Consider the following 17,160-nt stretch of genomic DNA (forward strand, 5'->3'; position numbering starts at 1 on the left):
GTCCGTCTGGTCAGGGCGAGTATACGAATCCACAGATGCCAACGCGGGTGCGTCTCCAAAGTCAAAGATGGGCGCGCCTAGCCGAGACACGGGATTTTCGCAAGGTTACGAGTCGGGACGCCGTCCTTCGCGAGCGAAACGGGCTGCTGAACCTTCCCCTCGTCATTGCGAGCGTAGCGAAGCAATCCAGGGTCGCGCAAACCGCTCTGGATTGCTTCGCTACGCTCGCAATGACGAAGTCGGGTCATCGGTTTTCAGCCGTAGCGCGTCTTTAGCATGTGCCATGCCGCGCGCAGGCCGAGCGCTTCGCCGCCCTTGGGACGGCCCGCCTTCGCGGTGGGGCGCCAGGCGAAGGTATCGAAGTGGGCCCAGTCCACGCCCTTGGGGACGAAGCGGTCGAGGAACAGAGCGGCCGTGCTGGCGCCCGCGAAACCGCTGGAACCGGCGTTGTTGATGTCGGCGACGTCGGACTTGAGGTACTCGCGGTAGCCTTCGTGCAGGGGCAGGCGCCAGCACGGGTCGTCCACCGCCTTGCCCGCCGTGAGCAGGGCGTCGGCCGTCGCATCCTCGCGGGTGAAGAGGGCGGGGAGGTCGGGGCCGACCGCGACGCGGGCCGCTCCTGTCAGAGTGGCGAAGTCGATGATGAATTCGGGGCCCGCCTCACCCGCGCGAGTGAGCGCATCGCCGAGGATCAGGCGGCCTTCGGCGTCGGTGTTGCCGATCTCGACGGTGATCCCGGCACGGCTGCGCAGGACGTCGCCGGGCCGGAAACTGTTGCCCGAGATCGCGTTCTCCACCGCCGGGACCAGCACGTGCAGGCGCACCGGCAACTGGGCGCTCATGATCAGGCGGGCGAGAGCGAGGGCGTGGGCCGCGCCGCCCATGTCCTTCTTCATCAGCAGCATGCCCGCGGAGGGCTTCACGTCGAGGCCGCCCGAATCGAAGCAGACGCCTTTGCCGACCACGGCGATGCGCGGGTTCTTCGGGTCGCCCCATTCCAGTTCGATCATGCGCGGCGCGTGGCTGCGGCCCGCGGCGCGGCCGACCGCGTGGACCATCGGGAAGTCGCGCTCCAGCACCTCGCCGCGCGTGACGCGGATCTCGGCGCGGAAGGCCTTGTGCAGCGCTTCGGCCTCGGCCTCCAGCTGGGCAGGGCCCATGTCTTCGGCCGGGGTGTTGACGAGGTCGCGCACCAGCATGACCGCCTCGGCCTCGGCAGTGAGAGCGGCGATCTGCGCGGGTTCGCCGGTCAGGAGCAGGCGCGGGCCGTGGTCCTCGGCGTCGGCCTTGTAGCGGTCGAAGCTGTACTGGCCGAGAATCCAGCCGAAGATCGCCGCGCCCGGCTCGCCGCCAACACGGCGGTAGGTCCCGGCGGGCAGTTTCTCGGCGAGTTTCGCCATGCACCAGCCGCCGAGCGTTCCGGCGTCGGCCACGCCTGCGGCCACGCTCCAGCCGTCGCCCTCGGGGAGAATGACGTATTCCCCGGCACTTGCGTCGAAGCGAGCGGCCTCCAGCACGGCGCGCTGGGGAACGGTGAGGCCTTTCGTGAATTTCTCCAGTCCGTCCTTGTCGACGAGATGGATGGAGACGGCCTGCTGGCCGCGATCGGGCTGGATCAATGCGTTCTTGTCGCTCATGGCCTGATTCTCTAGCCTCCACCCGAGCCCGAGTGCGAGAGGAATTTTGATGCGATACTCCGGTATGGTTGTTGTTCTGGCATTTGCCGCCGCTGCGTGCAGTGGATCGGGCGACAGCGATCCACAGCCGAGCGCCACGGCGGTGGCCAGCGAAGAGGCGCTGCCGATGGCCTCCACCGAAGCGCCCTCGGAAGCGCCCGCCGTGAAGGGGCGCTCGGAAAAGGAGGAGAACGACCTTTACGAGTTCGGCTATTCCTATCCCGACGCGGCGGCAGCGCTACCCGGCCTGCGGGCGATGCTCGACCGGAAGCTGGACGATACCAAGGGCGAACTGGTCTCCTCCGCACGCAGCGACAAGGCGGAGATGACCAAGGACGGCTTCCCCTATCACGCGCATTCGATGCAGGTGGACTGGAAGGTGGTCACCGACTTGCCGGGCTGGCTGTCGCTGTCCTCGGAGATGTACCAGTATAGCGGCGGCGCGCACGGGATGAGCGGGTTCGATACCCTGCTGTGGGATCGCGGCGCCGACACGGCGCGCAAGCCGATGGACCTGTTTACCAGCCAGGACGCGCTGCGTGATGCCTTGCGCACCCCGTTCTGCGACGGGCTCGACAAGGCTCGCGCGGGCAAGCGGGGCGAGCCGGTCCAGCGCGACAGCGGGCAGATGTTCACCGAATGCATCGACCCGACCGCGCAGACGCTGATCCTGGGTTCGACCAACCGCAAGACCTTCGATCGCATCGGCGTGCTCGTCGCGCCTTATGAGGCCGGGCCTTACGCGGAAGGCAGCTATGAAGTGACGGTGCCGGTGACGGGCAAGGTGATGGCCGCGCTCAAGCCGCAGTATCGCTCGGCCTTCTCGGTGAAACCCTGATCTCGCAATTTCACCCCGGATGCGCTATCTGGGGCGGATGACCGAATACCAGATCGTAGAGCCCGGCCAGGAAGCGCTGCTGCGCGACGGCACCATCAAGCTGCATGGCCCCGACGGCTTCGAGGGCATGCGCCGCGCCGGCGCGCTCGCCGCGAAGATCCTCGACGAAATCGCGCCGATGGTGCAGCCGGGCGTCTCCACCGCGGAGATCGACGACAAGGTGCGCGAACTGACCCTCGCGGGCGGGGCGGTCCCGGCGACGCTGGGCTATCGCGGCTATGCGCATTCGTGCTGCATCTCGATCAACCACGTCGTCTGCCACGGCATTCCGTCGGAAAAGACGCTCAAGGACGGGGACATCGTCAACATCGACGTCACCCCGCTGCTGGACGGCTGGCACGGCGACACCAGCCGCATGTACCTGGTCGGCGACGTGCCGCTGAAGGCACGCCGTCTGGTCGACGTGACGTATGAGTGCCTGATGATCGGCATCGAGCAGGCGAAGCCCGGCAACCGCGTGGGTGACATCGGCGCTGCCATCCAGGCTTATGCCGAGGCGAACCGCTACGGCGTCGTGCGCGAGTTCTGCGGCCATGGCCTCGGCCGCCTGTTCCATGACGCGCCCGAAGTGGTCCATGCCGGTCGCCCCGGCACCGGCCCGCTGCTCAAGCCGGGCATGTTCATGACGATCGAGCCGATGATCAACCTCGGCAAGCCGCCGGTGAAGCTGCTGAACGACGGCTGGACGGCGGTGACCCGCGACAAGTCGCTCTCGGCGCAGTTCGAGCACTCGATCGGCATTACCGAGGACGGCTGCGAGATCTTCACCACCAGCCCCAAGGGCCTGCACAAGCCACCTTACACCTGACACCTCGTCGTCCCGGACTTGATCCGGGACCGCTGGCCATGAACGGCCTCCCTTGCTGCGCGTGGCTGCAATCTATCGCCTAAAGATTTGCCAGCGGTCCCGGATCAAGTCCGGGATGACGAGGTATCGCCCCGGCGCGGGCCTCGTGGATGACCCGGCGCGTATGGCGTGACAGTCTCCCTCGAAACGAAGAGGGAGAGTGATGGTGGCTGACCTGTCAGGCGGTATCCCGGTCGAGCGCGAATTCGTCGTGGCCGAAAAGCCCGACGACGGCATCCGCGATGCGGTCAACGTGTGGATCGAAGAAGAGAACGGCCTCTTCGCCATGCGCGTGGGCGTCGAGGCGGTCGGCGCGCAGTGGGACCGGCACGAACTGTGGCTCGACATTGCCTTCGCCGACGGGCGCCTGTGGTCGCGGCGCGGCGCGGGCGAGCCGCATTCCCCCTACGACGCGCAAGGCAGGCCCACGGTGCGCGGGACTGGTCCGGTGCGCTTCGAATGCGCGGAGCCGTTCCGCCGCTGGACGGCTGCCTTCGATGGGCCGGTGGCGCGGACCAGCGCGCAGGAAATCCTCGACAACCCCGATTTCGCCGAAACCGCGTGGAGCAAGGTCGCCTTCACCGTCGACATGGAGATGGCCGCGATCCCTTGGGAGCCGGGCACGATCCTTCCCGAAGCAGCCGAGGCGCTCGGCGGCAAGCAGGGCGACTACATGAGCCCGCGCTACGAGCAGCTGTTCCGCTGCAGCGGCACCCTCGTCATCGATGGCGAGGAGCGCGCGTTTCGCGGCAATGGCCTGCGCATCCGCCGAACGGGTTTCCGCGCCTTCGCGGGATTCTGGGGGCACTGCTGGCAGTCCGCCGTGTTCCCGGACGGCCGCGCCTTCGGCTTCAATTCCTACCCTGTGCGCGAGGGCGAGCCGCCGAGCTACTCGGAAGGCTGGATCATCGAGGACGGGGTGCGCACCGGCGCGCGGCCGGTGGTGATCCCATGGCTGCGGCGACTGGTGACCGGCGGCGAGGACGTGTCCTGCGTGCTGGAGACGGTGGACGGGCGCCGGGTGGAGATCGGAGGGCGGACCTTCGCCAATACGCGCTCTCGCGGCGGGCATGTGCTGCCGCCGGACTGGCCCAAGGACTGGCCGATCGTCCAGCAGGCGCACGCGGTCTATACGTGGGACGGCGTCGAAACGACCGGTATGGTCGAACGATCGAGCAAGCCCAGCGCGATGGACATATCCTGATCGCGACCCGCGAGCGAAACGAAGCAACCGGCAGGAGCGCCGCAGCGCCCCTGCCGGCATGTGTCTTAGAAGTCGGCCGAGATCGACGCCTTGATGGTGCGCGGCTGGCCCTGCAGCACCGAGTTCGCGAACGTGTCGAAGGCCGAAGCCCAGTAGCGCTTGTTCGCGACGTTATCGACGTTGAGGCGCAGCGTGACCGGCACGTCGCCCGCCGCCAGCACGTAGCGGGCGCCGAGGTTGAAGATCGTCCAGTCGGGGATGCTCAGGGTGTTCTGCGCATTGACCCACTGCTTGCCGGTATGCGTGACGCGCCCGGTCAGGGTCAGGCCCTCGACCATCGGGGTGTCCCATTCGAGGTTGGCGTTGGCGGTCCAGTCGGCGACGCCCTTGGCATCCTTGCCCTCGGTCAGCGGATCGTTGGTACGGCGCTGCTTGGCATCGTTGACCGCGACGCCCGAGATCAGCCGCAGGCCGGGTGCCAGTTCGCCGTTGACGGTGAACTCGACGCCGCGATTGCGCTGTTTGCCGAACAGGCCGTAGTATACCAGCGTGTCGTCCGGGTTGTCCGGGGTTGCGTCGATCGACAGGATGTTGGGCTTGTCGATCTGGTAGAGCGCTAGGCTCAGGAACACCGGGCCAACCTTCAGCTTGCCGCCGAATTCGTACTGCTTGGTCTTGTAGGGCGGGATCACGTCCGGATAGTTCACCGCCGTCACCGGCGCGCTGGAGCCCTGCTGCAGCGCCTCGATGCGGTTGGCGTAGAGCGACAGCCCCTCGAATGGCTTGACGACGATGCCGATGATCGGGGTGATCGCGTCGTCTTCGTACGTGGTATCGAGCGAGCCGTCGAAGGCGAGGTAGCTCTTCACCTTGATGTTCTGGAGGCGCAGGCCGCCGGTGATCTGGATTCGGTCGTCCCACAGGCCCACGGTGTCGGAGGCGTAGATCGACCACAAGCTGGTGCGCGAGATCGGGAACGGATCGTCTAGGTCCCCCCCCACCAGCACCGAGTTCGGCAGGGCGATCTGCTGTACGTCGTAGAAGTTGTTCGCGACGCCGGTGAAGTCGCTGCCATAGCGGAAATCGTAGGCGTTGCGGTTAACCTGCCAGCTCATGCTGGAGCCGAAGTTGAACTCATGCGTGACCGCCGAGCCCAGCTTGACGCGGCCGCCGAAGTCCACCGCCTCGTTGTTGTCGGTGCGCGGCACGTAGAGCGCGGTGAGGAAGCCCGCGCCGGTCATCGCGTTGCTGACCGACTGGCCGCCGTAGATGCCTTCTTCCGAGCCGTCGCGCGCGCCGGCCTTGGCATAGAGCATGAATTCGTCCGACACGTCGTATTCGACGTTCAGGATGCCGAACAGGTCGCGCAGCTTGGTGTAGGTATAGTCTTGTGCGTAGTTCGCATCGGCCTTGGGCACGCGCGGCATCGTCGCCGAGTTGATCGTCACCTTGGGGCGCAGGTTGTCCACGCGAACCTGCTGGTAGGCGAGGTCGAGCGAGACGCGCAGCGGGCCGCCGTCATAGTCGAGGCCGACGCCCAGCACGCGGGTGCGGCGGTCCTCGCCGTCGATGCCGAGCTGGCCGTCCTGATAATTGCCGTTAACGCGCACGCCGAACCGGCCGTCGCTGGAGCGGCGGGCCACGTCGAAGCTGCCCGACCAGTGCGAATCCGAGGTGTAGCCGAAGGTCACGCGGTTGAGCGGCTGGTCGCCGGCGCGCTTGAGCATCAGGTTGACGCTGCCGCCAAGGCCGGAGCCGCCCGGCGCGGCGCCGTTGAGGAAGGCGCTGGCACCATTGAGAACCTGCACGCTCTGGAAGAGTTCGGGTGCGATCAGCTGGCGCGGGGTGATGCCGTAGAGGCCATTGAGGCCGACGTCGTCGCCGTAGAGTTCGAAACCGCGGATCACGAAGCTTTCGGCGGCGTTGCCGTAACCGTAAGTGGTGCGCACGGTGGGGTCGTTGTCGAGCACTTCGCCCAGCGAGCGCGGCTGCTGGTTGAGGATCAGAGTCTCGTCGAAGCTGCGCACGTTGAAGGGCAGGTTCTCGGCCGCCTTGTTGCCGAGCACGCCGGCGCTGCCGCCGTCATCGACATGGGTGGCGTTTACGCGCTGCGCGAGGACGATGATGTCATCGCTCGCGGGCTCCCCACTTGCGGTCTGCGCCATGGCAGGCGCCGCGACCAGCATGCCGGTGCACCCCAGCATCAGAGCGAACTTGAACTTCATGAGAATTTCCCCTGCTTGCGATCGTGCCGCACTCGATTGCATCGGCGGCTAACGGGAATGCGGATCATTCGCAATAGCAACATTTTGCGACAGGTTCGTTTTGACGGAAATGTTGCAAAACGGCATCGCAGGCAGGAGGCGTCTGAAGTCGCCGGAAAGCGGGGGTTGACGGGCCATGGAGCACAAAGGATTTGCGCTGCTCACCGATGTTGCGGTCGCGACAAAGCTGCCGGTGCGGCTCGGCTCCATTCGCAATTGCGAAAGCTTACGCCGCCTAATTTCAGGCCACTAGAACGAGACGACGGCCTCGCCGATGGCGTTCCACACTTCGTCGAGCTGGTCGTCGGTGATGCAGTAGGGCGGCATCACGTAGACGGTATTGCCCAGAGGGCGCAGCAGCACGTCGCGGCTGCGGAAGAAAGCCATGAGTTCGGGCGCGAGGCTGTCCATGTAGCCGCCGGTGCCCATCGTACGCATGTCCAGCGCGGCGATCGTGCCGAGCGTGCGCGGGTTGTCGAAGTGGCAGAATCGACCCAGTTTCTCCAGCCAGGCCGACTGGCGGCGGGCGAGGTCGTCGATGCATTCGCGTACCGGCTCCTCGGCCCAGATGGCGAGGTTGGCGGCGGCGGCGGCGCAGGCCAGCGGGTTGGCGGTGTAGCTGGAGGAATGGAAGAACATCTTCGCGCGGTCGGTGGACCAGTGCGCGGCGAAGATTTCCTCGGTCGCCATCGTCACGGCCAGCGGCAGCGATCCGCCGGTCAGGCCCTTGGACAGGCACAGGATGTCGGGCACGATGTCGGCCTGTTCGCAGGCGAGCAGGGTGCCGGTGCGGCCCCAGCCGGTCATCACCTCGTCGGCGATGAACAGGACGCCGTATTTGCTGCAAATCTCGCGCATCGCCCGCAGCGTTTCCGGGCCGTAGACGAGCATGCCGCCCGAGCCGAGGATCAGCGGCTCCAGAATCAGCGCGGCGATGTCGCCCTCGCGGCACAGCGCTTCGAGCGCATCGAGCGTATCCTGCTCGGCTCCGGCGGCGGGGTAGGGAATGCGGCCGACGTCGAACAGCAGCGGCGCGTAAGGCTGGTTGAACACCCCGCGCGCGCCCACCGACATCGCGCCGATGGTGTCGCCGTGGTAGGAATGCTCCATCACCACGATGCGGTGGCGCGCTTCGCCTTGCGCATGCCAGTAGCCAAGCGCCATCTTCAGCGCGACCTCGACGCTGGTGGAGCCGCTGTCGGAGAAGAACACCCGCGTCAGTTCGCTCGGCATGATCGCGGTCAGCCCGGCGGCGACCTGCTCGGCGGGTTCGTGCGTCCAGCCCGCGAAGATCAGCTGGTCGAGCTTCTGGGCTTGTTCGGCCACAGCGGCCATGATGCGCGGGTGGCAGTGGCCGTGCGTGGTCACCCACCAGGACGAGATCGCGTCGATCACCGTGCGCCCGTCCGCCGTGTGCAGCAGCGCGCCTTCGGCATGGGTGACGAGCGGGATCGGCTCGCCGAGGCCATGCTGGGTGAAGGGGTGCCAGACGGGGGAGGCGGCCAGAGAGCCAGAACGCGGCAGGGTCACGCGAAGTCCTCCAGGCGGAAGTTGGCGGCGAAGGCGGCGGCCAGCGTCTGTGGCGTCAGCGGATCGAGGCGGGGCAGGCGGCCGAGGCGCTTGACGTTGCCCATGGCGCAGATGGTGGCCTCGCTGTCCTCTTGCGGCTCGCCGACGAAGGCGACGCCGAGCACGTCCACACCGCGCGCGCGCAAGGCCTCGATCGAAAGCAGCGAGTGGTTGATCGTGCCGAGCATCGTGCGCGCCACCAGCACCACCGGCGCGCCCCAGCGGGCGAACTGGTCGGCGTAAGTCTCGGTGCGCGAGATCGGCACCAGCGCGCCGCCCGCGCCCTCGACCACCAGCGGTCCGTCGACTTCCGGCAGGGCGAGGCGGGCGGTGTCGATGGTCACGCCGTCGATCTCGGCGGCGAGGTGGGGGGAGCAGGGCGTGGTCAGGCTATAGGCCTCGGCCAGCACCTTGCCTTCGGGCAGTCCGCCGAGGAACCCGACGCGCTGGGCGTCGGGGCCTTCCTCCTCGATTCCAGCCTGCACCGGCTTCCAGTAATGCGCGCCCAGCGCCCCCGCCAGCGCGGCGGCGAAGACGGTCTTGCCGATGCCGGTATCGGTGCCGGTCACGATCAGGGTGCGCTGGGTCATTGGGGGCTCACGTAAGGAAATGTCGGGGCGCGGCGCAAGTGGCAGGTCACCACCTCGTAAGTGACGTTGCATCCGCTTTGGGCGAACCGCGCCATCACCGCGCGCAGCTGCGCCGGGTTGAGAGGCCGGTGCGAAGGCGCGGAAGTGCCTGCGCCGATGGCCTTGACCGCACGTAGGAAGGCGCGCGGATCGAGGTGGGTTTCGGTCACGTCCTCGACCAGCAGCGTCTCGGGGGAGAGCGTCGCGAAGGCCTCCACGGGGGGGTAGGCGGGAGTGCCGGGGGCGATCCCCTCGGCCTCGTGCGCGGCGCGCCATTCTTGGAAACTGCGCGGTCCCAGCGTGGTGACGACGAGGTGGCCGCCGGGCGCCAGCCACTGCGACAGGCGGGCGAGGGCGGCAGGCGTATCGTCGAACCACTGCACCGCAAGGCTGGAGCAGATGAGGTCGAAAGGCGCGCCCTCGGGGGTGCCATGCTCCCCGTCGAGGGTGGCGAAGCGCAAGGTGCGCACGTCATCAGCAGCAATAAGCGCGGCGCGGCAACGCTCCACCATTTCGGGCGCGATGTCGGTGACCAGCCAGTCGCCGCCGATGCCCTGATCGATCAGCGCGGAGGTCAGGAAGCCGGTGCCGCAGCCGATCTCCAGCACGCGCGGCGCGGGCGGAAGGTCGAGCGCGGCGATGCGCGCGGCGAGGGTCGTGGCGACCTCGCGCTGGATGCGGGCATGGCCGTCGTAGTCGGGTGCGGCGGCGAAGGCGCTGCGGATGCGCTCGCGGCGGCTCATGCGAGCATCCCCCGAATGGCGGGGGCGCACAGCTGCGGGGCTTGCAGCGGCAGGAGATGGCCGCCCGCTTCGTGGTCGATGCGGCGGACCTGCGCCCCGATGAACGTGGCGGCGCGCATCTCGGGCGGGAGCAACGGGTCGGCGCCGCCGTGGATCGCCAGTATCGGCACGTCCGGCAGCGACGGGGCGGCGTCGCGCAGGCGCAGGAGGTCGGCGGCGAGCGCTGCGGGGTCGATTTCTCCGAAGGCCCCGGTGGAGCCGCAGGTCTTGCGGAACTCGGCGAGCACGCCGCGCTGGTCGGTCTCGAAGCGGCGCAGCATGCGGTCGAGTACGCGTACCGGGACGCCCGGTCGGCCTGGAACGGCGGTGAACCGCTCGAACCCGTTGATCGCCACGATTCCCATGAGGCCCGGCGGCGGGGCAGCGAGGACGCGCATGGTGCCGAAGGAATGGGTGATTGCGAGGCAGGGGCCTTCGACGGCAGGCTCATGCGGCGCGCCGAAGTAGCCGCGATCGTCGCTGACGTGTGCCCACTCGGGCAGCAGTGCGGCGAGCGGTTCCCAGAAATGGCGATCGAAGCCCCAGCCGTGGGCGAACAAGAGCTTCACCGATGTGTCTCGATCGCGGCGAGCAGGGCGTCGATGTCGGCCTCCGAATGCCCGGCGCGCAGGGCGAGGCGCAGGCGGCTGGTGCCGGCCGGCACCGTCGGCGGGCGGATCGCGGAGGCGAGGAAACCTGTCGCCTCCAGCCTTGCGGAGAGCGCCATCGCCTCGTCCTCCGGCCCGATCACGGCGGGCACGATCTGGGTCGAGGACGCGCCGTGATCGAGGCCAAGGCGGGCCAGCCCTGTGCGCAGCCGGTCGCCCAGTGCGGCGAGGTGCGCGCGCTCGGCGTCCATGCCCGGCAGCAGGTCCAGCGCGGCGTCCACCGCGCCCAGCACGGCGGGCGGCGGGGCGGTGGTGAAGATGAAGCCGCTGGCCGCGTTGGTCAGGTAGTCGATCAGCACACGCGATCCGGCCACATAGGCGCCGAAACCGCCCAGCGCCTTGCTGAAGGTGCCCATCACGAGGTCCACCTTGCCCGGCACCAGCGCCGAAAGCCCGCGCCCCTCGGGGCCAAGCACGCCGGTGGCATGGGCCTCGTCGACGAACAGCGCGGCGTCGTGGCGCTGTGCGATATCGGCGAGGCGCACCATGTCGGCGCGGTCGCCGTCCATCGAGAACACGCTCTCGGTCAGGATCAGGCGGGCGGGGGCATCCGCGCCCTTGTCCGCCAGCAGGGTTTCGAGGTGGCCCAGGTCGTTGTGGCGGAAGCGGTGCTGGCGCACGCCCGCCATCGCGATTCCCGCGTGCATTGAGGCATGGATCAGGCGGTCGGTGAACACCGCGACGCCCGGAATCGCAGCCAGCAGCGCCGGGATCGTCGCCGCGTTGGCCTGCCAGCCGCTGGCGAAGATCAGCGCCGCCTCGCAGTGCTTGAACGCAGCGATGCGCGCTTCCAGCGCAAGGTGCGCCGCGCTCGTCCCCGTCACCAGCCGTGAGGAGCCGGAGCCGGAACCGTCCCGCGCGGCCCACTCGGCCGAGCGCTCGACCAGCAGCGGGTGGCGGGCGAGGCCAAGGTAGTCGTTGCTGGAAAAGTCGAGCATCGTGCGCCCGGCGCGCTCGATCCGGCCGCCGGGCAGCAGGGTCGTGGCGCGCAAGGTCCGGCGCTGTCCGGCGCGGGTAATGCGCTCCAGCGCTGCCTCGAGGTGTGAATCGAGCCGGCTCATGCCTCGCCCGGTATGGCAAGCGGGTCCTTGGCACAATGGGCGGTTTGTCCGGGGGGAGGTATGAAGGGGCGTCCGGCGAGGTTTCGGCGATCGTTTCCTCTCTCCCACGGGGCCTTGCCGGATCCCTTTTTCGTCATTGCGAGCGCAGCGAAGCAATCCAGGGCGGCGTGGCACTGCCCTGGATTGCTTCGCTGCGCTCGCAATGACGGGGGTGGGGAGAGTGGAACCACTCGACCCCGGCCACACCGCGCGATAAGGCGCGTTTCATGGACCTCGAAATCGACATCGAAGAACCCTGGGACGCCGCGACCGACTGGGCCGATCTCGCGCAGGCGGCGCTGGAAGCCCTCGTCACCCTCGCGCCCGAGCTGGACAACGAGCGCCTCACCACCAGCCTGCTGTTCACCAGCGACGCCGAAGTCCACGTCCTCAACCGCGAATGGCGCGCCAAGGACAAGCCGACCAACGTGCTCTCGTTCCCCATGCTGGAGCGCGAGGCCCTGCTCGATCTGGACGAGGACGGCCCGCCCGAAATGCTCGGCGACCTCGCGCTGGCGTGCGAAACCTGCACGCGCGAAGCGGCAGAGAAGGGCATTCCGGTCGAACACCATGCCACGCATCTCATCATCCATGGCCTGCTCCATCTGGCGGGCCACGATCACGAGACGTCGGACGAGGATGCCGAGGCGATGGAGGCGCTCGAAACAAAGGCACTTGCAGTTTTAGGCATTCCCGACCCATATGGGGACCGCACTGCAGCAACAGGGATTTAACCGTACGATGGCCGACAATGGCCGCCACGCCGACTCCGGTTTCGGAGAAGGGGACAGTACCAACACGCTTTGGCGTGCATTCAAGCGGCTTTTCCACGCAGAGGGCGACCAGTCCCTGCGCGCCCAGCTTGAGGAAGTCATCAACGAGCACGAAGGTGAGGCCAGCGGCGCGCTGACCGGCGATCTCTCGCCGATCGAGCGGCAGATGCTGCGCAACCTCCTGCATTTCAGCGAGCACGATGCCGACGACGTCGCCATCCCGCGCAGCGAGATCGTGGCGATCCCCGCCTCGGCCAGCTGGGCCGAAGTGGTGGAAGCCTTCGCCGAGCATGGCCACAGCCGCATGCCGGTCTACGGAGAGACGCTCGACGCCATCAAGGGCATGATCCACATCAAGGACGTGTTCCCGCTGCTGGCCCGCAGCGCGCCCCCGCCCGAGGACTGGACGACGCTGATGCGCCAGCCGCTCTACGTCCCGCAATCGCGCGGCGCGCTGGATGTGCTGGCCGACATGCGCGCCCAGCGCATCCACCTTGCGGTCGTGATCGACGAGTACACCGGCACCGACGGCATCATCACCATCGAGGACCTCGTCGAGGAGATCGTCGGCTCGATCGAGGACGAGCACGATGATGCGCCCGAGGAATTGCTGGTTGCAATCGACGCAGGTATGTGGGACGCGGACGCCCGAGCCGAACTGGACGATGTGGCCGAGCGGATCGACCCGCGGCTGGCCGAAGTCGAGGAAGCGGTTGATACTCTCGGCGGCCTGGCTTTCGTGCTGGCCGGACAAGTGCCCGAAGTGGGCGCGGTCCTGGACCACGAAAGCGGCTGGAAGATCGAGGTGACGGACGGCGACGAGCGGCGCGTGACGCGCCTGCGCCTGCATCCGCCCGTGGAAGAGTTGGAGAGCGAGGCCGAATAACCGCTGTCGCCGGACCCTCCGGCGGCGGCCATAACCGAGTGAAAAGACCGCAATAGTGCCAGTACGTCGTCTACCTCCCCTGCGTGCGCTCGAAGCTTTCGTGCGCGTGGTGCGTCTCGGTTCCGCCAAGGCGGCAGCCAACGAGCTGGCGCTCAGTCCCTCGGCCCTGTCGCGCCGCGTCGCCGCGCTGGAGGACTTCACCGGCAAGCGCCTGTTCACCCGCCAGCACCAGGCGATGAAGCTGACCGACGAGGGGCAGGCGTTCTACACCGCGATCGCGCCCAAGCTGGAAGAACTCGCCGAAGCGGTCGAGGCGCAGATCGATCGCGGCCAGGTGCTGCGCCTGCATCTGGGCGTGCCTTCGCTGTTCGGCGGCCAGCGGCTGTTCCCGCGCCTCCCCGAACTGCGCAAGCTGCATCCGCGCCTGCACATCGACATCGACACCGGCGCGCATCTGGAAGACCGCGTCGGCGATACGCTGGACGCCGCGATCATCCTCGCGAAGGAGCCGGACCCGCAGTATTACCGGGTGCAGCTCGATCACAACAAGGTCTACGCGATCACCTCGCAGGCGCTGGCCGAGGAACTGGGTCCGGTGCCGGACGAGGCGAAGCTGTCGCGCCAGACGTTCCTGATCCATCAGGACCTGCCCGACAGCCTCGATGCGTGGAAGCGCGCGATCGACCTGCCCGATCTCGACCCGGCCTCGGTCGACCGCTTCGATTCCGGCCAGCTGGTGCTGGAGGCGGCGGCGCAGGGTCTGGGCATCGCGATCATGCACGACGACCACTTCCGCCGCTCGCACGATACCCGCCTCGCGCGGGTCTACGACATCGAGGTGGAGAGCCCGTACCGCTACTGGTTCGTGTGTCGCCCCAAGTCGCTGGAAGCGCGGCCGGTGCGCATCTTCCACGAATGGCTGCTGCAAGCGGGGCTTTGACGCCCTCCGCACACTGATCGTCATTGCGAGCGTAGCGAAGCAATCCAGAGCGGTTTACGCGGCTCTGGATTGCTTCGCTACGCTCGCAATGACGGGGCTATCGCGACCAACCGTCATTTTCATTTTTCCCATAGCGGCGAACGGGATATGCCCTGCGGCGTCCCGTTCGTGCGGGCTTGTGGGAGTATCTCAGATGCGTTTCGTCCTTACCGCTTGCGCCGCCCTGCTGGCGTCCGCTTCGCCTGCTCTTGCAGCCGAGCCCGTAGCTGCCACCGACCCGGCGCGTCTTGCCGCTGCGAAGCAGACGGTCGACTACGTGTTCCCACTCGGGACCTATGGCCGGATCATGAACGGCACGATGGACAAGATGATGGATTCCATCATGGATTCCATGATGCAGATGCCGCTCAAGGACCTTGCCGGGATCAGCGGCGTCGATACCGAGAAGCTGGGCAGCGGCACCATGGCGCAGATCATGGAGATCTACGACCCGGCCTTCAAGCAGCGCATGTCGGCCACCACCCGTACGATGATGACGGACATGATGGGCCTGATGACCCAGTTCGAGCCCGACATCCGCGACGGTCTGGCGAGCGCCTACGCCGGGCGGTTCGACGCGAAGCAGCTGCAGGAGATGAACGCCTTCTTCGCCACGCCGACGGGCAAGGCCTACGCCGCGGATTCCTACATCATCATGATGTCGCCCGAGGTCATGAACAGGATGCAGGCGCTGATGCCCCGGCTGATGAAGGAAATGCCGGTGATCATCGACAAGGTGAAGGCCTCCACCGCCGATCTGCCCGCCCCGCGCAAGTACGCGGACCTCAAGAGCGCCGAGAAGGACAAGCTGGCCGGGCTGCTCGGCATTTCGCGCAAGGAGCTGGACGACGGCGAGGCGAAGAAGGCGGCGGAGTAACAAGCCCACCCCGTCCGGCTAGGCCCTGCGGGCCAAGCCTCCCGGCCCTCCCGCAAGCGGGAGGGCAATCACGGCCTACTCCCCTCCCGCTTGCGGGAGGGGGCGGGGGTGGGCCTTTCTCTTAAGCGTCCGGCCCCTCGTAAGCCTCGACGATGCGGCCGACGATCGGATGGCGCACCACGTCCGCTGCGGTGAAGCGGGTCACCGCGATGCCGTCCACGCCCTCCAGCCGGGCGACCGCGTCGGCTAGGCCCGAGTGGCGATCGCCGCCGGGGATATCGACCTGGCGCGGGTCTCCGCACACCACCATGCGGCTGTTCTGGCCGAAGCGGGTAAGGAACATCTTCATCTGCTCGCGCGTGGTGTTCTGCGCTTCGTCGAGGATGACGAAGGCATCGGCCAGCGTGCGGCCGCGCATGAAGGCGATCGGGGCGATCTCGATCTCGCCGTTGGCGAGGCGGCGTTCCACCTGCTCGGGCGGCATGCAGTCGTACAGCGCGTCGTAGAGCGGACGCAGATACGGATCGACCTTGTCCTTCATGTCGCCGGGCAGGAAGCCCAGCTTTTCGCCCGCCTCGACCGCCGGGCGCGACAGGATCAGGCGCTGGACCGAGCCGGTCATCAGCTGGCTGACGGCCTGCGCCACCGCTACGTACGTCTTGCCGGTGCCTGCCGGGCCGAGCGCGAAGATGACGTCCGACTTGGCGAGCTGGCGCATGTAGTCGATCTGCGTTGCCGAACGCGGCACGATCGTCTTCTTGCGGGTGCGGATCATGATCGGCGGCGCGCCTGCGTCACCAGTGATGATGCCTTCGAGGGTGGGTTCGGTGCTCATGGCGATCAGGGATTCGATGGCGCCGGAATCGAGCGCCTGCCCCATCTCCAGCCGGTGATACATGCCCTTGAGCGTGTCGCGCGCGCGGGCGACGGCATCGTCCGGCCCTTCGATCTGGATCTTGCTGCCCCGGGCGGAGATGTACACGCCGAGGCGGTTCTCCACCTGCACCAGATTTGAATCGAATTGCCCGAACAGGGCTCCCAGCAACACAGGTTCGTCGAAATCTATTTCGACACGCGCCCGACGGTGGGTTTCGGGGCGGAATTGTGCCGGATCGACGGCACGGGCTGCTTTGCGGGCCATGTGCTCCTTTCATGCGAGATTGATGTCTCGTTCTACCGTGAAGATGGCTCCACAGGGCGCGCCCCGCAAGGAGGTTTCTGCAAAATTTCCTGCGTTTCGTCGGGGATAACTGCGCGTTTCGGCGCTCCGGCACGCAACTGTCGCAAGGGTGCGACACTTATGTCCCCACGCTGCACGCCGCATTCCCGGATCGTTCAGGAGCGCGCGGGCAGTTTCCAATCAGAAGGCCGGATACGGCTCTTGAGAAGAAGGAGAATACTGGTGCGCAAGTTCTTCATGATTGCCCTGGCTGCCGGTGTAGCCCTGCCGACCGTCGCGGTCCCGACCATGGCCTCGGCCCAGAGCGCCCGCGAAGTCCGTGACAGCGCCCGCGAGGTCCGCCGCGACGAGCGCGACTTGCGCCAGGCCCAGCGCTACGGTGACCGCCGCGACGTCCGCGATGCCCGCCGCGATGTGCGCGACTCCCGCCAGGAACTGCGCGAGGACTGGCGCGACTATCGCCAGTCGCATCGCAACGACTTCCGCCGTCCGGCTTACGTCGGCCCGCGCGGCTATCGCTATCGCCCGGTGGCGGTCGGCTACCGCTTCCAGCCCGCCTACTACGGCGACCGCTACTGGGTGCGTGACTATGCCCGCTACCGCCTGCCCGCCCCGCGCGCCGGCCATCGCTGGGTCCGCTACAACAACGACGTGGTCATGGTGAACACCCGCACCGGCCGCGTGGTCACCGCGCACAACGGCTTCTTCTGGTAAGAAGCACACCCCCTTGCAGGAAGAGCCCCGGAGCGCGAGTTCCGGGGCTTTTTCGTGGATGCCCGCCTTTCGTCATTGCGAGCGCAGCGAAGCAATCCAAGGCGGTTTGCGCTG

Annotated in this window: 16 protein-coding genes; 8 read left to right on the top strand and 8 right to left on the bottom strand. The window is 67.4% G+C overall.

The window, feature by feature from the left end; all coding sequences use genetic code 11:
• Positions 1–254: 254 nt before the first annotated feature.
• Positions 255–1,637, bottom strand: a complete 1,383-nt coding sequence (locus PKE80_RS01375) for a leucyl aminopeptidase family protein (RefSeq protein ID WP_271180952.1) — start codon at positions 1,635–1,637, stop codon at positions 255–257.
• A 49-nt stretch (positions 1,638–1,686) separates the two neighbouring features.
• On the opposite strand from PKE80_RS01375, the gene PKE80_RS01380 reads away from it, so the two are divergent.
• From PKE80_RS01380 to PKE80_RS01390, 3 genes are all read left to right on the top strand, one after another.
• Entirely contained in the window at positions 1,687–2,514 is an 828-nt protein-coding gene (locus PKE80_RS01380; protein ID WP_036525992.1) for a DUF4163 domain-containing protein, read from the top strand.
• Between the two features lie 37 nt (positions 2,515–2,551).
• Positions 2,552–3,382: a type I methionyl aminopeptidase gene (gene map / locus PKE80_RS01385; protein ID WP_271180953.1), complete on the top strand. Its 831-nt coding sequence runs from the start codon at positions 2,552–2,554 to the stop codon at positions 3,380–3,382.
• A gap of 202 nt (positions 3,383–3,584) precedes the next feature.
• Positions 3,585–4,625 (top strand): DUF7064 domain-containing protein, encoded by a 1,041-nt coding sequence (locus tag PKE80_RS01390; protein ID WP_271180954.1) that lies wholly within the window; start codon positions 3,585–3,587, stop codon positions 4,623–4,625.
• A gap of 65 nt (positions 4,626–4,690) precedes the next feature.
• Here PKE80_RS01390 and PKE80_RS01395 read toward each other — a convergent pair whose 3' ends face one another.
• The 6 genes from PKE80_RS01395 to PKE80_RS01420 form a co-directional block, all read right to left on the bottom strand.
• Positions 4,691–6,850 (bottom strand): TonB-dependent receptor, encoded by a 2,160-nt coding sequence (locus PKE80_RS01395; RefSeq protein ID WP_271180955.1) that lies wholly within the window; start codon positions 6,848–6,850, stop codon positions 4,691–4,693.
• A gap of 288 nt (positions 6,851–7,138) precedes the next feature.
• Positions 7,139–8,395, bottom strand: coding sequence for an adenosylmethionine--8-amino-7-oxononanoate transaminase (locus PKE80_RS01400; RefSeq protein ID WP_271180979.1), 1,257 nt, complete (start codon positions 8,393–8,395; stop codon positions 7,139–7,141).
• A gap of 20 nt (positions 8,396–8,415) precedes the next feature.
• Positions 8,416–9,048 (bottom strand): dethiobiotin synthase, encoded by a 633-nt coding sequence (gene bioD, locus PKE80_RS01405; protein ID WP_271180956.1) that lies wholly within the window; start codon positions 9,046–9,048, stop codon positions 8,416–8,418.
• Positions 9,045–9,830, bottom strand: a complete 786-nt coding sequence (locus PKE80_RS01410) for a methyltransferase domain-containing protein (RefSeq protein WP_271180957.1) — start codon at positions 9,828–9,830, stop codon at positions 9,045–9,047. Before PKE80_RS01410 ends, bioD begins: the two co-directional genes overlap by 4 nt.
• Positions 9,827–10,438 (bottom strand): alpha/beta fold hydrolase, encoded by a 612-nt coding sequence (locus tag PKE80_RS01415; protein ID WP_271180958.1) that lies wholly within the window; start codon positions 10,436–10,438, stop codon positions 9,827–9,829. The genes PKE80_RS01410 and PKE80_RS01415 overlap by 4 nt, the downstream gene beginning before the upstream one ends.
• Entirely contained in the window at positions 10,435–11,598 is a 1,164-nt protein-coding gene (locus PKE80_RS01420; protein ID WP_271180959.1) for an aminotransferase class I/II-fold pyridoxal phosphate-dependent enzyme, read from the bottom strand. Before PKE80_RS01420 ends, PKE80_RS01415 begins: the two co-directional genes overlap by 4 nt.
• A gap of 266 nt (positions 11,599–11,864) precedes the next feature.
• On the opposite strand from PKE80_RS01420, the gene ybeY reads away from it, so the two are divergent.
• From ybeY to PKE80_RS01440, 4 genes are all read left to right on the top strand, one after another.
• Positions 11,865–12,371, top strand: a complete 507-nt coding sequence (ybeY, locus tag PKE80_RS01425; RefSeq protein ID WP_271180960.1) for an rRNA maturation RNase YbeY — start codon at positions 11,865–11,867, stop codon at positions 12,369–12,371.
• Between the two features lie 7 nt (positions 12,372–12,378).
• A complete protein-coding gene (locus tag PKE80_RS01430) occupies positions 12,379–13,296 on the top strand; it encodes a hemolysin family protein (protein ID WP_008831117.1) in 918 nt (305 codons plus the stop codon).
• A 55-nt stretch (positions 13,297–13,351) separates the two neighbouring features.
• Positions 13,352–14,236, top strand: coding sequence for a LysR substrate-binding domain-containing protein (locus tag PKE80_RS01435; protein WP_172705104.1), 885 nt, complete (start codon positions 13,352–13,354; stop codon positions 14,234–14,236).
• 193 nt (positions 14,237–14,429) lie between these two features.
• Complete coding sequence (locus PKE80_RS01440) at positions 14,430–15,152, top strand: DUF2059 domain-containing protein (RefSeq protein WP_271180961.1); 723 nt, start codon at positions 14,430–14,432, stop codon at positions 15,150–15,152.
• A gap of 121 nt (positions 15,153–15,273) precedes the next feature.
• Here PKE80_RS01440 and PKE80_RS01445 read toward each other — a convergent pair whose 3' ends face one another.
• Entirely contained in the window at positions 15,274–16,293 is a 1,020-nt protein-coding gene (locus PKE80_RS01445; protein ID WP_036525997.1) for a PhoH family protein, read from the bottom strand.
• A gap of 261 nt (positions 16,294–16,554) precedes the next feature.
• Between PKE80_RS01445 and PKE80_RS01450 the strand changes: the two genes are divergently transcribed.
• A complete protein-coding gene (locus tag PKE80_RS01450; RefSeq protein WP_370424920.1) occupies positions 16,555–17,046 on the top strand; it encodes an RcnB family protein in 492 nt (163 codons plus the stop codon).
• Positions 17,047–17,160 lie beyond the last annotated feature (114 nt).

It is taken from the genome of Novosphingobium resinovorum (genome assembly GCF_027922145.1).
In the GTDB taxonomy this organism is placed as follows: Bacteria; Pseudomonadota; Alphaproteobacteria; order Sphingomonadales; family Sphingomonadaceae; genus Novosphingobium; species Novosphingobium resinovorum.

Bases quoted from the DNA above. Each gene is read 5' to 3' on its own strand.
- PKE80_RS01380 (WP_036525992.1), top strand. From the start codon at position 1,687: ATGCGATACTCCGGTATGGTTGTTGTTCTGGCATTTGCCGCCGCTGCG.
- map (WP_271180953.1), top strand. From the start codon at position 2,552: ATGACCGAATACCAGATCGTAGAGCCCGGCCAGGAAGCGCTGCTGCGC.
- PKE80_RS01440 (WP_271180961.1), top strand. From the start codon at position 14,430: ATGCGTTTCGTCCTTACCGCTTGCGCCGCCCTGCTGGCGTCCGCTTCG.
- ybeY (WP_271180960.1), top strand. From the start codon at position 11,865: ATGGACCTCGAAATCGACATCGAAGAACCCTGGGACGCCGCGACCGAC.
- PKE80_RS01410 (WP_271180957.1), bottom strand. From the start codon at position 9,830: ATGAGCCGCCGCGAGCGCATCCGCAGCGCCTTCGCCGCCGCACCCGAC.
- PKE80_RS01375 (WP_271180952.1), bottom strand. From the start codon at position 1,637: ATGAGCGACAAGAACGCATTGATCCAGCCCGATCGCGGCCAGCAGGCC.
- PKE80_RS01420 (WP_271180959.1), bottom strand. From the start codon at position 11,598: ATGAGCCGGCTCGATTCACACCTCGAGGCAGCGCTGGAGCGCATTACC.
- bioD (WP_271180956.1), bottom strand. From the start codon at position 9,048: ATGACCCAGCGCACCCTGATCGTGACCGGCACCGATACCGGCATCGGC.
- PKE80_RS01430 (WP_008831117.1), top strand. From the start codon at position 12,379: ATGGCCGACAATGGCCGCCACGCCGACTCCGGTTTCGGAGAAGGGGAC.
- PKE80_RS01390 (WP_271180954.1), top strand. From the start codon at position 3,585: ATGGTGGCTGACCTGTCAGGCGGTATCCCGGTCGAGCGCGAATTCGTC.
- PKE80_RS01395 (WP_271180955.1), bottom strand. From the start codon at position 6,850: ATGAAGTTCAAGTTCGCTCTGATGCTGGGGTGCACCGGCATGCTGGTC.
- PKE80_RS01445 (WP_036525997.1), bottom strand. From the start codon at position 16,293: ATGGCCCGCAAAGCAGCCCGTGCCGTCGATCCGGCACAATTCCGCCCC.